Raw genomic sequence first — 13612 nt, forward strand, 5'->3', positions numbered from 1 at the left:
TATGGAGGCGACCAAGGCGTTGAGCCAGCGCGAAGGTTTTGCTAGCGATGCAGCGAGACGCAAAAGGCTTGGACAGTACTTTACAGGCACGAAGCTTGGCCGGCTTTTGGCTGCACTAGCAGGTGCTGAGCAGGCGGCGAGCATCATTGACCCCATGGCCGGGAATGGGGATATGCTGGTTGCTTGCCGCCAATATGGGGCACTTTCTGCCTCATTCGGGGCGATGGAGATAGACCCGATTGCATTGAAGGCCTGTATGGAGCGTATCCCAGACGCTGCTCCAATATTGGGCAGCGCCTTTGCGCCCGAGTCTCTCCAACAGCTTGCAAGGAACCAGTGGGATTTGGTGATTACCAATCCGCCTTATGTCCGCTATCAAAGCTTGGCCAGTGGTGCCGGCGAGGACTTTCCTATTCCATCCGGGCAAGAGATTCGTCACCATTTACTGGCTGCCATTGGCAATGCTGCAGGACTCGATGCAGAGGACAAAAGCTTGTTCAAGCAGCTTGCTTTAGCCTATTCTGGCTTGGCGGACTTGGCTGTTCCTTCGTGGATACTGTGTGCGGCACTTTGTGCACCGGGGGGACGCCTGGCGCTGGTGCTTCCTGAATCTTGGCTAAGCCGCGATTATGCCGCTATTGTTCATTATTTGCTGCTGCGTTGGTTCAAAATCAAGTACATAGTAGAGGATTCGCATGCTGTTTGGTTTCCTGACGCGCAGGTGAAAACGACGCTGCTCATTGCTGACCGAATCCCACGAAAAAGCAGCGCGTTTGACTGGCAAGAATCGGATACATTTCTCCGTATCAGACTATCCAGTGGCACAATTGGCGTTGGCAGTGTAGTAGACAATGTTTTTGATGGAGTAGAAACAAATCCAGAAAAAGCATTTTCTAGGCTGGTCTCTGGTTGGCTGGCTTCCGGTATTGTGGAGAGTACCCCATTGGTAGAGGCCGAGCTTGTTTCATTAAGTGGTGTTGCAGGCAACTTACGGCGGGCTTGCACCAAGCGCAAATGGTTGAGTAAGCTGGAGTCCTTGGGCAATTCAGCACAAGCGGGGCCGACCGAAGCCTACTCTATGCCTGCCGCATTGGCGCAGTGGTTGGGGCACCGGCCCCATTCCGAAATCACTAGCCTGCACTCCTTCGGTGTCAGCGTAGGGCAGGGGTTACGAACAGGGGCCAACTTCTTCTTTTATGCGGATGCTATCAATGAGTCTGAGGACGAAGTAGAACTGCAAACCAGTAAAGAATTTGGACGAACAAGGTACCAAGTGCCCAAATCGCAGGTACTGCCTGTCCTACGAAAGCAATCGGAGCTTCCCAAAGGGTATGTAGTCGAAGCACAGGCCTTGAAAGGGCGTGTACTTGCTTTGCAACACTCTGCCCTGCCTGAAGACATTCTCTTGGCCACGAGCAAGAGCGGAGCAGCTTCGCCCTATACAGAGATTTCAAGCCCCCTAGCGGACTTCATCCGCGTCGCTGATGAATTAGAGGTGGACGAGGACGGCAAACACATCCGGGAACTATCGGCCGTCGCTCCCAATGTGCGGGCAGGAGGAAGTAAAAAGGCTCCAGCTCCTAGATTTTGGTACATGCTGCCCGACTTTGCGCCACGGCATCGACCAGACCTCTTCGTCGCAAGAGTCAATAGCGGTTCACCGCGCACCTTCCTCAATAAAAACCGGGAAGCAATAGTGGACGCAAACTTCTCCACTATCTGGCTTAACACGGAAAGTGTGGCTGATGCTTGGGGCTTGCTGGCTTTAATGAATAGTACTTGGTGTAGCGCTGCCTTAGAGCTTTCTGCCGCGGTAATGGGTGGAGGTGCACTGAAAGTAGAAGCTTCTCATCTTCTCCGGATACCTGTACCAAGATTTACCCAAGCCGAGTGGGCCGGGCTATCGAGAATCGGGAGGAAGCTTGCAAACCAAAGCAACGACCAACTGCAAGCCGACATTGATGAGTTAGTTTGCAGCGCACTTTTGGGCCGCCCAGCTACCAGGGGTGAGTTGCAAGCACTATCCCTTATTGCTTTGGAAGCAAGAATGAGACGGGAGCGTCGGAAAAAAATGGATTTAACAGCTAATGTCTCATAATGAAAAATCAGTACGATGTCGTGGTAGGCCAGAAATGGCTTGCTGAAGGGATTAAGTTAATCAGCCAAGGAAGCAAAGAGGATGTTATTCGACATCAGTTTGCTGCTTACCTACCGCAGTTGTTCCCCGAAAAGCCTTGGTGGGTTGAGCAGCACGCTTTGGGGGCTGAAAGCTATGTTAAATTCAGAAAAGCCGGTAAAAACACCGGTGGATTTGTAGACACACTGGTCGGTCTAACTGCCATTGAGTATGAGAAAGACCTTAACAAAGGCGATTTATTTACTCATGGCCTTGAACAGGTCAAGGACTACTGCGCAGGACTGTTAAATGATGGCCACCCCCAAGAGCTTATCATAGGCATTCTTTCGGATACAGTACGCTGGCATGCCTATCGGATAGCATCCGTAACGTCTCCCGATGTTGTTGAGAAGAAGGCTTGTGGTGCGGAGCACGTCGTATTAGAGGAAATCCAGGCGCTTGTGCTCACGGATTCCGATGAGCGGAGTTCCCGTCAGCTAGGTGAATTTTTGATTCGCCATTTAGGAAGGGAGGGAGCACGTCCCCTGAGCGCTCACACTCTTGCCCATGACCTAGGGTTTGAAAGCGATTTCTGCAAGCGGCATGTTAATGGGATAGAGAAACTAGTCGATTTGGCTTTTGCTGCTGATGCCAATTATGCTGGCCTAATCACCAAGTTATGGAATGACTTTGTAGCATATCTCGGAGACAATAGCGCTGCAGGTGGCTTCGAGAAAGACGTTTATGTCCGAGAGCTGTACCTGCTTACCCTTGCAAAGCTTCTTTGCGCCAACATCATTGCGAAAAAAGCGCTGGTCAGCAACGACGACGACATAAGGGCCATCCTGAACGGAGACCATTTTAAAAATCAGGGCTTAACGAACTTAGTAGAATACGACTACTTCGGCTGGCTCAACTCGGACCCCCATGTAAGTGCGTTGATTCCGGTTGCGATGGCCATTCAGGATGACCTTCGGGCCTATGACTTTAAATCCGCGCCTGCGGAAGACCTGTTTGGCGCTACCATGGCACAATTAGCCAAACGCTCCCAGCGCCTGCTTCTTGGGCAAGAATGGACGCCGGCCTGGTTGGCAGCCAAATTAGTGGAGCGAGTTTTTGCGGCTTTACCAGCAGGGGAGGCGCCAAAACTTATCGATATGTGTTGCGGCTCAGGCGCAATGGTGGTAGAAGCTGTAAAGCTTGCCAAAGCCCGCCTCGACGCCTCAGGCGTACCCGTGGATGCAGCTTACGTTTCCGAGTTAGCGCATTCCATTACCGGGTTTGACATTGACCCACTAGCAGTCATGCTATCGAAGGTAAGTTGGGTGGTGGCAGCCCGCGACCGATTAGAGCCTTTTGGTTCCTCCCAAGTCGTAATCCCTATTTATCACGCTGATTCCCTTTTTACCGCTACTCCACTTTCTAAAAACGTGGATAAAGAGTCGGGTACTAACCAGTATGCTCTCAACTTAGATGATAAGAAAGTAGGCCTGCCTAGCTTTCTAGTCTCGCCAGAGGCAAGAGCACTCTTCGATGCGATACTGAATGGTAGTTATGAAATGGCCATGGTAAGTGCGCGGGCACCATCTCCTATGTTTACTCCTGCTGAGCTGGCGGCGTTGCTTGCAATTTCAGAGAGAAGTTCCGGTATAGAGCTAAACACTAAAAACAAGGCGGCAGCTTTAAAATTCTGTGGAGAGCTTGTTTCCATTCTCGACGGCTTACAGCGAAGCGGACGTAACGGCATATGGGCTTTTATTCTGCGCAATAGCTACCGACCAGGCTTGGTTGCCGGTTTGTTTAATGGGTTGATCTCCAATCCGCCGTGGCTGGCACTCAGCAAAATTGCTGATAATCCTTATAAGAAAGCCCTACGTTCTCGGGCCGACCGTTACGGAATAAAGCCCCAGGGACCATCCCATTTACACATTGAGCTGGCTACAATCTTCTTACTACATGCAGTAGAGCGTTACCTGAAGGACGGCGCGGCTATTGGCTGTATTCTGCCAGAAACGGTATTAAGTGGAGACCATCACGAACCCTTTAGAACTGGAGCCTTTCTCACGAGTGCAAAACCTGTACAAATGGGACTAGACGAGGTATGGAGAATAGAGCGGGGCACATTCAAAAATGAAGCAATCATTTTCTTTGGTAAGAAGGAAGCGAGGTCTTCGTTTGTTACCGGGCCGATTCCTGGAAATCAAGTTGCTCCGCATGGGTTAACGCCCATCCAATTTAATCAAATAACCCAAGGGAATCGGGTAGCATGGAGTGACCGAGTGCCAGTCAGTAGCAGTTCGCCAGCAAGCAGCTCGGTTAGTAGCCTGCCAACTGTCTACTATCGACCTGCGATATTCCGGCAGGGAGCAGATATCATGCCTCGCACGCTCATTTTCCATGAGGCCACTCCAGTAAATAACCAGTGGGCACTTGGCCCAATTGACAGAAACAGCAGTTCAAACCGGTACTTGGTTAATGGAGCTAAGCTCCACAAGGCATTTAGTCTACCATCCAGCATGGTGCCAGGTCAGTATGTTTTTGATGTTTTGATGTCAAATCATTTAACAGCATTTGACATTGTTGAACCAGCCAAGGGCCTGCTTCCAATTGTAAGAAACCGGGCAGGCAATTGGGAGCCAGAAACCCCAACGATGCTTGCTACCCAGGGAGCAGCAAGGCAGGCATTCGGCCGGATATTTGCCGCCGTGGGCCCCACAACCACTTCTACGGAGTTCTTTAAAAAGCTTGATACCAACCTGCGTAAATTATCAACTCAGCTGATTCCTTCCAGTGGTTGGTTAGTTATTATGGGTGCCGGTGGCGATTTGCCTTGTGCTGCCTACACGGACATTACAGTCTTTGATACCACCAAATTAATAATTGACCAGACACTTTACTGGTCAGTTGTTTCTAGTGAGGACGAAGCAGTGTACTTAACAGGTTTGCTCAATAGTGAAGCCCTTAATGGAATCATAAAGGATTTTCAAGCGCGAGGCCAATGGGGTAGTCGCCATGTGCATACTTTGCCCATAGGAGTTACGCCGCAATATGATGCGACTAATGCAGTACATACCGAAGTGGTAAACAAGACACGTGTCCTTCTACAACAATGGAAAAATCTTAAAGCAACTGATGCCACTATTGCCCAGTTACTTGACCCCAACCAAAGACTTCCGCAAAGACGTAGTTCGCTGAGAGTCAAAATTACAGCTTTACCTAGCTATAGTAGCTATGCCTTTGCTTGTCGCTCACTTTATGGAGTGTAATTTCTTGGGTTATGATAGTTAGTGCTTTTCGTACGCAAAATCCGTGTAATTTGTCCTCTCGGTGAAAGCATATTTTGTATTCGGTAGAGTTTTTAGTTTGAAGCTTTGAACGCACTAAGAAGCGTAAAATAACAACTAAATAGTACTGGCATGGCTAGAGCAACCCTGATTTCTGACAGAGGTAACGAGAGAGATTACCAAATTCGTGATGGTAGAATAATCACACTAGTTTACGATGACTGGGATTACTCTATAAGGTTTAAAGAAAACAATCAATATATCGGTGATGAATTTAGGTTTATTGACGAAGATGTTGATGAGGATGGTATTGGCAATGGTGAAAGCTATCTGCTTGCGCGTATGTATTCGCCCGTTCCTAAATCAGGCTTAGGGAGAGAAGCAGTAAAATTCTTCATTGATATGACAGGTGCTAGAATTTACGCACGCCCGAATGACGGGCAAACAAGAGATGATGGAAGTCATTTGACAGAGGACGCACCTGGTTTTGTGGAAAGGATGCGGGGCGAACATTTAATTCAATGACTAAAAGCATGTCGCAATTATAGATTGTGTTTATGCGGTGCTCGCTACAGTGAGTAGAGAGATCCAATGAGCACATTAGGGTATTTTAGCTTTAAAGGGTAAATGCAGGCTAACAAGCTCATTATTATAAGATTGTTAGCCTGCATTTACCGATTTATGAGAGAGCCCACTATAGGGGTTTATACACCCGATTGTTAGTTAAATTCAATCCCAAAAAGGCCACCACCAGGTTCATCAGTCAACAGTGGGGGTACGATATAGGCCTCTAAGGGGAAGTTAGTGACCCTTTCTTTCGGAATCTGGTCTGAGTTTAAGGTTACAATATATTGAAAGCCAATCTGATCAGCCAGCTTAGCGCCATATTCTAAGGCTCTCTCTTTCTGCCGTTCGTCAATAGGGTCAAATAGGCTGCTGTCGTGTATCAAAAAACCAGGGGAAATTCCACGCCTTGTAGCCATTCGCATAAGCATCATGTCAAAGCAAAAAATCTGTGCGTTGTTAACCCCTTGGCTTTTCATTCCTTGAATGGTCACCTCAAAATTGGGTCCTGTTTCACTTGGATAGATATTGAGGTTACCTGCATTCTCATACAGAGCTCGCGAAGCTTCCTCAAATGCTAAAATTGCGTCTTTTAGTAACTGTTCGTTCTCGATAAAGTCACGCTGTAAGCGTAAGTACAGGCGCTGCTGATCAATCTTAAACTGTGCAACACGCTCTGCTACTTCGTGTAAAATAGACTGCTGTTGCTTTATCTGTTCTGCCCTGGCCTCTGCTCTACTCAATTCGCTCTGCAGCTTGGAGTAATGCTGTAAGGCGCCATGTGTTTTTAAAAGTGTCATGACTTCGGTTCGCCTCTCATCAAGTTGAAGCATTTTTCGTAGCCTAGTTTCAACATTTAGGCGAGCTTGGGTCAACTCTTCCTCCAGATACATTTTGCGGTTGCGCACTACCGATTCGTGAAACTTGCGCACCTCTTCAAATCGCTGCAATGCTACTCCTGGTAAAGACACACCTGCCTCTAAGTACATTCGGTGCACATCATCAAGCTGTGGGGCCAGCTCCGAGCTTAGCGAAACTTCCAAATCATGGATGTATAGACTGTCTTGAGCATTCTCGTCTGCTAGCTTGTTTATCTCACGGGTGAGAGAATTGGCCTCCTTCTCGCGCTCAGCGTAATCGGGAAGCATTCTAAAGCTGCGAACAGCTTCTGTCATTCTGTTGACATCTTCCTGGACCAACACAGATTGAGTAAGCAGTTGCTTCGGATCACCAGTAAGCCCCTCTAAAAGACCATCCTGTGCAGCTTTTTGCAGCTTCTTGGTATTCTCCGTAGACTGCCTAAGCTGTTCACGTTCTACACTGATGCGCCAATCCAATCCCAGTAGATAGGATAGAGCTACCCTAGTGTCAGCTGGGCTTTGTTTACTTGACTGTTGCTGTGGGTAAAGGAATGCTCCGCTACTTGCTCGGCGAGCGAAGTAATTGAAGAGCATGCCAAATTTAGGCCCAAACTTTTCTGGTTTTTCTGGCAGTTGGAAGATGATTCTCCCCAAATCGGATTCCCATTTCGCACTGGAAACAGTCGCTTCCCATCCTCCATCCAATGCATCAACGGGCCAATCATTAAGAGCTTTGGATCCGTCAACTTGTGTCAAATGTATCTTGCCAAAATTCCCACCCGAACGGGTAACGCGAACACGTACTCCTTTGAGGTCAAATTCTATCCCAAAACTATGGTCCTTCAACTCAGGCTTGCGGAATAGAGAACTAGGGTCTCCTTCTTTACCAAGCGCAAAATGAATCAATAGCACAATGCTAGATTTGCCAGCCTTATTGCGAGTTTGCCCAGCCCCTGACGCTTCGCCTTTATCAGCTATGATAATGTTTAAGCCTGAGCGGAAAGCAAAAGGCTTGAAACTAGGTAACGAGCTGAAAATAGAATAAATCATGCAGTGGTTGTTCGGGCAATTCGCTCGTTTGCGAAATGAATGGTGCCCATGGCTGATAAAAGATCAAGAGCAAGCACAAACCAGTCAAAGGAGATAGAATTATACTGAGATGAGTCGTGCTTGATGTCGGTCCAAAGTCGTGAAACTGATTTGGGTTCTTGTAGGTGCATAAGTAGTCGCGCACCAATAGTGAGCAAGGCGCGCTCGGTTGGAAGGTGTTTAGTAGGTAGAATCATGCCCCTTGCAAGGTTGGCTCACTGCTAAGCGGCTCAAAAATGTCACAACGCTCGAAGAAATAGGCTAAAATGGCTAACGCCGCGGCCTCTGATGAGTGTTGATGTTGTTTAATCAGGTTGAAGAGAGCACTATAAATCGCATCAGGACCAATGCGAGACTCTTTCAATCGTATGTATTCGTTTCTGAGTACTTTGGCAACTCGGTTGCCGAGCTCTGGATCAAATCGGTGAGTTCCAAAAAAATCGCCAACCCGAGGGGCAAGTCCCATCCCCATTCGCACAAGGTTCCGGCTGTTTGAGTTCAGGCTATTTGCCTCTAACTTTCCTGGGGGTACTTCATGTATGTGAGCAGGTTGTTCAGGAAGCGAGTGTGTTAGCTGTTCTAAAACATGCTTAATTTCCTCAAATGTGATTTGAGATGGCCGCGTAGGTTTGTAGGGCAATCCTAGTACCGCGATAATGTCTTCTTCATCGAGGCTAAACAGCTTCTTTGAAAGGTCAATAGGGCTGAACGGTGTAAGCTTTATAGGGCTGTGCTTCTTTTCTAGAGCAAATATTGTCTGCTGTATATGAGGCCCTAAACCATCAAAAGCATTGTGTACAAAAGACCATTTATCGAAGTCTGAACCCCAGTGAGGTAGTGCACCCAGGAAGTCTTCTTCAATCTTCTTGATAGCTTGCGCCGCGTTCATCTCATTCGGGGCATAGACTTGATACAGATGACGCTCTGACTTTAAAAAACCATCATTCTTTTTATCTCCTAGGTTGCCCCACGGCCGCGTTTTCATGAAATCCTCTGGATGGGCCCGTTGCATTACATCTGAGAAAAGCGCTTGGTATACATCGCCCTTGCCTTCGTAAACGCGAAGTCTAAACCGCATTTCATACATTTCACGGGTTTCAGGATGCATCAAGCTAAGGGGTCTTGATTATGTTTTTATAAGTCAGTTACTAGCTTCTCGCAAGCTACGAACCTGCGCGACAGATGAGAAGCAGCCTATAGGTTTTATAAGCCTAGTTCCTTGGCAGCATTATGCTGCTGGACGTTATCAAGTCGCGTATATCGTCGAATCATGGCACTGGTCTTGTGCTTGGTTTGGTTCATGATTTTGCTGTCATCGGCCCCATTTAGCTTGGCCACTGTCACAAAGGAAGCTCGCAGTGAGTGAGCAGTGTAGCTCGGACCTAGATAACGCTGCACTAACGTATTGATGGTCTGGTCTGAGAGGCGGTTGGTGGTGAGTCGGTTGCCTTTGCGCAACATAACGAACACAGGTCCTTCGTTGCGTTCCAGTTGCTCCAACCAAGCCTTCAAGGAGCGAATAGGGCAAACCGCCGGCTCGGGAGAATAGAAAATGGCCTTCTCTTCATAGTCACCTAACTGGTTGGTTTTGCTCTTGCCCAGCGAAACGACGAGACATTCCTCAGTAAAGCGCAAATCTTGCACGTTCAGGGCGGTCAATTCCGAGCGGCGGAACGCCCCCGTAAATCCGAGCAGCAGAATGGCCCGGTCCCGCAGTCCGGTCAGCGTCTGCACATCCAGGCTGCGCACCAGCTGCTTGAGCTGCACCAGCGAAAATGCCGGCGCCTGTTTCTGACGCACCCCATGAACCCGTCGCACACCATCCATGAAAATCTTGAACTGCTTGTCGTCTGTAGGCGAGTGGACGCCACGCACCGCGTGCGCTTTGCTGATGGCCGCGCAGTGCTGCTCCAGAGTGCCAACCTTTTTGCCGGATTCGGCCAAATGGGTGCAAAAACCAACCAACGCATCGACGGGCGCCGGCAGTGCCGAGAACCCGTGCTCGGTGCACCAAGCGCTAAAGCGCTTCAAGTGGGCGCCGTATGCCCGGGCCGTATTCGGGGCGCCGGTAAGTCCGGCCTCGACATAGCGAGCGGCCGCTCCGGTGTGGTGCGACAGCCCGTGCCTAATAGGATTCACCGTTAGTGCGTCTACCTTTTCCATGCAGCCTATATAAGGTATCGTTGCCCAGTTTTGAGTTGGGCCGGCAAGATAGCGGATAGGTAGTGATAAGACTTACTAATCGATACCTATTGTCTAAAGAAAAAGGCTACTGGCAAGAGTACCCATTTAGGTATCATAAGTAAGAGTTGGCCGGATCAACATAAAACTAACTTGTTACTACATTTACCGACCGCCTTTTTACTTTTTCTCTTTGCTTTCCGTCTATGGCTAAACTTTACTTTATACAGTTTTTGCTTCTTATAAGTGGCCCTGCACTGGCTCAGAAGTCCAAAACTACCGTGCCCTTACCACCAACCGACACAGTTTACTTTGACCATGATTGGGAGCGCACTGATATTCCACAAGACCGAGTCTATGCCCGCATTGCGCGGCATGGTTCTGATGGGCTCACCGTCGGCACTGTAAGAGATTACTTCTATCCATCCTGGAAGAAGCAATTCGAGGGCAAACTGCTAGGTGAAGCACCTGACGTTGCCTCCGGACTTTGTGCGGCGTGGTACGAGAATGGCAAGCCTCACTTCACCGGTACCTATATAAAGGGTGCTCCGCAGGGCGACTACCGGGAATGGCGAGAGGACGGGCGTGAGATTAAGATAAAGCTTAAGTGGCAGGAAGCACTTGCCTTGTCGACAGCAAAACTTCATTCTTATTACAACTCGGGCAGTTCACGGGTAATGGTTCCGGTACCGTTGCCTCCTGGTACCGTTGGTGTGGTATACAAAATTGATATCCGGGATGAAGGTCAGCCACCGATTACCTGGAGTACTGCAATCACCTTGGCTGCAGCCTACGCAGCGGCGCCAGTAACTGGAGGTGCAAGTCTGCTACTTACAGCAGGAGCGAAAGCGTTAGCTTCTGAAGCCCAGCAGACACCACCTGAGGTCAGTACCAAATGCCGGTTTTTCGTTACTGATGATACTCAACAGACTGTGCCATTCATGGCACCTGCAACGAAAGGACAAATGCCTGCTGCTGAGCATTGCTTTCGAACCGCTGTGAATGTCACCCAAGAGTCCAGGTCATTTGCGGTAGCTCCTGGCACAAACCAGATATATATCTGTGTGCAAAATGATAATTCACGTACTGCCGCAAAGCTCAGTATATCAGTTAATGCGCTAGTCAAGAGCCGGGAGTAGAAACCAAGCCGCAATAAAGCAGAGTAAAGAAATAAGTTTACTCGTTTATCACCGGGTCAGTTTCGATAAGAGCTTGGCTCATTCTTTTCAGGCTCCTGTTTAACGTTTCTATAAATGGACGACTTTCACTACACCCCTCCCCTTGCTGAGCGCCTTCCCCTAAAGCTGACCGTTGAGGAAGACACGACTACCGTCGCTAGCTTAGCAGCACGTCCATGGGTCGACGAAGAGCTTCGCGCCTCCTTGCACCGAGCGAACATAGTCTTTGTGCAATGGGAATCATTCCGCGATATTGACCGGCCAGTGTTTCCGACGCATACCGCGGAGCTGTTCCATTATTTTCAAGAAAATACCCCGCCAGATATCCAAAGCGAAGTCGCTGTGCGTGATGAAGACTTTAGCGAAGTCTCTTTGCATGCGGACTTGGTTTGGCTGCCAGACATCCTAATACCGGTGGGTACTCTGGTGGTGCTACCCGTCGTAGTCAACTTGATTTCCGAGTGGTTGAAGCAGCGCCTATTAGACCGTCATGCGCGAACCGATGCCAAACTGCAAGTCATAATAGAATCTCCTGATGGGGGCTCAAAGCGTCTGATTTACGAAGGTCCGGCGGACGAATTGTGGCGAATTACAAATTTTGCGCAACAAGTGGCAAGCGACGATGCTACCGCACTCGCTCCTGTACCATCGGTGCCAAAATCGTTGGAAAAGCCAGCCGATACGGCTTCAGATAAGCAATGACTGATTCAGAAACGCTGATCTCCGATCACCCTCTGCTAGCGCGTCCCCGATCTTTACTGGCCGACTACAAACGCACCACTCCGCAGCACGCGACACTGCTCCGCGAACTTATGCCGTGCCTCGCCTCGATTAAACGTACCGCTGTTACTGACGGAGACCAGCACCTAGCCAAGGCGGTTTGGTGTTTGGAAACAGTAGCTGCGATTCAACGAGGGTATTTGCGGGCTTTTGCGCTCTTAAAGAAAGCGCGGTTCTATGCCGCCTGGCGTGAGCTAGAGACCATCGAGCTTACGCTTCGCGCGTTGGCCCAACATTTTACCCCGTTTGATGAGTCGTACGGCTTAGCCTTTATCCGGACCACTACGGCACGTTGGCAGTCGCTTTATCCCTATGCCGTATTCGCGAGCCCCGAAATCTGGAAGCGGGAAGTACGGTGCGGGCTTTGTGACGCGGTAATATCTCTGCGCAAGGGGTGTGGACACCAACCTGGGGAAATTTACGACGGCGAGCGTTGCTTTCGTAGAGTCACCAGAGCGGACGTGCTTGCAATAGCCATTGTTCACAATCCGGTCCAGAAGTATTCGGTGCTGTTTACTTCTGACCCCGCCGCGAGTGGCGGAAAACCGAATAAAGAAGCCTACCCTTTGCTGCAGTATGTCATCAAAGGTCTATCATCGCCATGGAATGAATGGAAGATAGAACGAACAACAATCCGTCATCCCCATGTCCGCTATAGAGATGCTGACCCCAACGAGGCATGTCCATGCGTAAACCCACAGGGAAGCTACGCGCAATGTTGCCTGCCACAAGAAGGCGTGCTACGCCCTCATGTGGTCGTTCAGTTCTCTGTACCGCCGCCCTCGAAGTTCTTAAAGCGTGTTTATACTTGATTTAAGCCATAGGCCGAAGAGCAATTTAGTCTTGGCATTTAGTATAATATGCCCCATAGCAACAAGGCCACTGGTTTTCTAAACATGTTGTGCAAACGCAACAAATAGGTTACATTCGGTTATATTTGTTGCGTCTGTATAACATGAACTGGTACGCTATTTCCGATTTAGCCATCCTGCGGGAACTGGGCAGCAGCCTGCGTCAGGTGCGCCTCAACCGCAACCAGTCCCAGCAGGCGGTAGCCGATGCGGCTGGCATTGACCGGGCAACCCTGAGCCAGGTTGAGCACGGCCGGCCCACTTCCTTGCTGACCTTTGTGCAGCTGCTGCGCACGCTCGAACAACTCGATTTGCTGGAGGTCTTCTTGACCAAGGCCGAAATCAGCCCCAGGCTATAGCTCGCTTGGCTAAGAAACAGCGCCGCAACGCTTCCCCTTCATCACCCACTCCGCCACCCGCCCCATCTGAATGGTAGACCTTGCGCTTGTTCGCTTGTGGGGCCAACTCGTCGGGGCCGTACGCTGGCGCTGGACCAGCCAGCACCAAATGTCGGTGAACGGCAAGCATGACGGCTTCACCCGGGCCGACCTCAAGGCCGTAGCCCGGGAGATGAACATCCACGGGGCCGACGACCTCGTGGCCGAGGTGCTGGCATAGGTGGCGCGGTGGCCAGAGTTTGCCGCCGCCGCAGGTATGAGTGACGAGCGAACGGCCGCTATCAGCGCGGCGCACCGACACTTGACTTGAC

At 49.8% G+C, this 13612-nt stretch carries 11 protein-coding genes; 7 read left to right on the forward strand and 4 right to left on the reverse strand.

All coding sequences use genetic code 11. From position 1 onward, the window contains the following. Position 1: 1 nt before the first annotated feature. The 3 genes from MUN79_RS28615 to MUN79_RS28625 all read left to right on the forward strand — a co-directional run bounded on the left by MUN79_RS28615 (position 2) and on the right by MUN79_RS28625 (position 5925). On the forward strand, positions 2 to 2098 hold the full coding sequence (locus tag MUN79_RS28615; protein ID WP_244678487.1) for an N-6 DNA methylase: 2097 nt from the start codon (positions 2 to 4) through the stop codon (positions 2096 to 2098). After that, positions 2098 to 5382 carry a class I SAM-dependent methyltransferase gene (locus MUN79_RS28620; protein WP_244678488.1) on the forward strand — a complete coding sequence of 1095 codons (3285 nt, stop codon included), beginning with the start codon at positions 2098 to 2100 and terminating at the stop codon, positions 5380 to 5382. Before MUN79_RS28615 ends, MUN79_RS28620 begins: the two co-directional genes overlap by 1 nt. A 150-nt stretch (positions 5383 to 5532) precedes the next feature. Further along, positions 5533 to 5925 carry a hypothetical protein gene (locus MUN79_RS28625; RefSeq protein ID WP_244678489.1) on the forward strand — a complete coding sequence of 131 codons (393 nt, stop codon included), beginning with the start codon at positions 5533 to 5535 and terminating at the stop codon, positions 5923 to 5925. Between the two features lie 194 nt (positions 5926 to 6119). Here the strand turns inward: MUN79_RS28625 and MUN79_RS28630 are convergent, their stop codons facing one another. The 4 genes from MUN79_RS28630 to MUN79_RS28645 all read right to left on the reverse strand — a co-directional run bounded on the left by MUN79_RS28630 (position 6120) and on the right by MUN79_RS28645 (position 10076). Further along, positions 6120 to 7418, reverse strand: a complete 1299-nt coding sequence (locus MUN79_RS28630; RefSeq protein ID WP_375378287.1) for an ABC-three component system protein — start codon at positions 7416 to 7418, stop codon at positions 6120 to 6122. Between the two features lie 452 nt (positions 7419 to 7870). Continuing rightward, entirely contained in the window at positions 7871 to 8110 is a 240-nt protein-coding gene (locus tag MUN79_RS28635) for an ABC-three component system middle component 6 (protein WP_244678491.1), read from the reverse strand. Continuing rightward, the gene (locus tag MUN79_RS28640; RefSeq protein WP_244678492.1) at positions 8107 to 9021 is read right to left on the reverse strand and encodes an ABC-three component system protein; all 915 of its coding nucleotides are present in this window, start codon (positions 9019 to 9021) and stop codon (positions 8107 to 8109) included. The genes MUN79_RS28635 and MUN79_RS28640 overlap by 4 nt, the downstream gene beginning before the upstream one ends. A 95-nt stretch (positions 9022 to 9116) precedes the next feature. Then, a complete protein-coding gene (locus MUN79_RS28645) occupies positions 9117 to 10076 on the reverse strand; it encodes a site-specific integrase (RefSeq protein ID WP_244678493.1) in 960 nt (319 codons plus the stop codon). A gap of 224 nt (positions 10077 to 10300) precedes the next feature. Between MUN79_RS28645 and MUN79_RS28650 the strand changes: the two genes are divergently transcribed. From MUN79_RS28650 to MUN79_RS28665, 4 genes are all read left to right on the forward strand, one after another. Continuing rightward, the gene (locus tag MUN79_RS28650) at positions 10301 to 11233 is read left to right on the forward strand and encodes a toxin-antitoxin system YwqK family antitoxin (protein WP_244678494.1); all 933 of its coding nucleotides are present in this window, start codon (positions 10301 to 10303) and stop codon (positions 11231 to 11233) included. 114 nt (positions 11234 to 11347) lie between these two features. Continuing rightward, the gene (locus MUN79_RS28655) at positions 11348 to 11974 is read left to right on the forward strand and encodes a hypothetical protein (protein WP_244678495.1); all 627 of its coding nucleotides are present in this window, start codon (positions 11348 to 11350) and stop codon (positions 11972 to 11974) included. 1015 nt (positions 11975 to 12989) lie between these two features. Next, positions 12990 to 13262 carry a helix-turn-helix transcriptional regulator gene (locus MUN79_RS28660; protein WP_244678496.1) on the forward strand — a complete coding sequence of 91 codons (273 nt, stop codon included), beginning with the start codon at positions 12990 to 12992 and terminating at the stop codon, positions 13260 to 13262. A gap of 70 nt (positions 13263 to 13332) precedes the next feature. Next, complete coding sequence (locus MUN79_RS28665) at positions 13333 to 13521, forward strand: hypothetical protein (protein WP_244678497.1); 189 nt, start codon at positions 13333 to 13335, stop codon at positions 13519 to 13521. The last annotated feature ends 91 nt before the right edge of the window (positions 13522 to 13612 follow it).

The organism is Hymenobacter cellulosilyticus, from assembly GCF_022919215.1.
GTDB lineage: Bacteria > Bacteroidota > Bacteroidia > Cytophagales > Hymenobacteraceae > Hymenobacter > Hymenobacter cellulosilyticus.

Excerpts from the sequence above, each read along its gene's own strand:
- MUN79_RS28635 (WP_244678491.1), bottom strand. The coding sequence starts at position 8,110 with ATGATTCTACCTACTAAACACCTTCCAACCGAGCGCGCCTTGCTCACT.
- MUN79_RS28615 (WP_244678487.1), top strand. The coding sequence starts at position 2 with ATGGAGGCGACCAAGGCGTTGAGCCAGCGCGAAGGTTTTGCTAGCGAT.
- MUN79_RS28640 (WP_244678492.1), bottom strand. The coding sequence starts at position 9,021 with ATGCATCCTGAAACCCGTGAAATGTATGAAATGCGGTTTAGACTTCGC.
- MUN79_RS28665 (WP_244678497.1), top strand. The coding sequence starts at position 13,333 with ATGGTAGACCTTGCGCTTGTTCGCTTGTGGGGCCAACTCGTCGGGGCC.
- MUN79_RS28655 (WP_244678495.1), top strand. The coding sequence starts at position 11,348 with ATGGACGACTTTCACTACACCCCTCCCCTTGCTGAGCGCCTTCCCCTA.
- MUN79_RS28630 (WP_375378287.1), bottom strand. The coding sequence starts at position 7,418 with ATGCTCTTCAATTACTTCGCTCGCCGAGCAAGTAGCGGAGCATTCCTT.
- MUN79_RS28625 (WP_244678489.1), top strand. The coding sequence starts at position 5,533 with ATGGCTAGAGCAACCCTGATTTCTGACAGAGGTAACGAGAGAGATTAC.
- MUN79_RS28650 (WP_244678494.1), top strand. The coding sequence starts at position 10,301 with ATGGCTAAACTTTACTTTATACAGTTTTTGCTTCTTATAAGTGGCCCT.
- MUN79_RS28620 (WP_244678488.1), top strand. The coding sequence starts at position 2,098 with ATGAAAAATCAGTACGATGTCGTGGTAGGCCAGAAATGGCTTGCTGAA.
- MUN79_RS28645 (WP_244678493.1), bottom strand. The coding sequence starts at position 10,076 with ATGGAAAAGGTAGACGCACTAACGGTGAATCCTATTAGGCACGGGCTG.